General features: G+C 52.6%; 1 pseudogene. It reads left to right on the top strand.

Features of this window, described 5'->3' with window-relative positions:
• Positions 1-31: 31 nt before the first annotated feature.
• A pseudogene (locus KCG35_RS26150) lies at positions 32-553 on the top strand (RHS repeat domain-containing protein); the annotation flags it as partial.

Below are 553 nucleotides of genomic sequence, written 5' to 3'. Positions count from 1 at the left end.
GTTGGATAGGGTGATAGCCCAGCAGCATACCTTGAATGCCTTTGGTCAAATCCTGAGTTCGACACAAGCCGGCGTCACCACCACCTTTAGCTATGATGCATTGGGCAATAAGATCAGCGCCACCGATGGCAATGGTAATACCACCCACTATGCCTATGACGCTCAAGGTCGGTTGATCGAAGAGACCTCCCCGGAAGTACGTGTGGTGACCGATGTCGAGCAAGGTCTGGTTAGCACTCAGGCCATCATTACCCGTCATCAGTACGATCAACTGGGCAATAAAACCCAAACCATCGTCGGTGCCAACAGCGATCAGCCACGGGTCACTGAGTTTCGCTATAACGCCCAGGGGCAGTTGATTCAACAGCGTCAGAATGCACATCAGGTTGAAGGCCAGCCACGCCCACAAGTCGCGATGGTGAATCGCCAATACGATGCGGTGGGTAACATGATCCGTGAGACCGATGCTAATGGTCAGGCCACCACCTTTTACTACAATGCCCGCAATCAGTTGATCACTCAGGTGGATGGCGACGGTGTACTGAAAACCTTT

It is taken from the genome of Zooshikella harenae (assembly GCF_018837975.1).
In the GTDB taxonomy this organism is placed as follows: Bacteria; Pseudomonadota; Gammaproteobacteria; order Pseudomonadales; family Zooshikellaceae; genus Zooshikella; species Zooshikella harenae.
The sequence above is the reverse complement of the archived record's forward strand: the minus strand, read 5'-3'. Positions and strand labels throughout refer to the sequence as shown.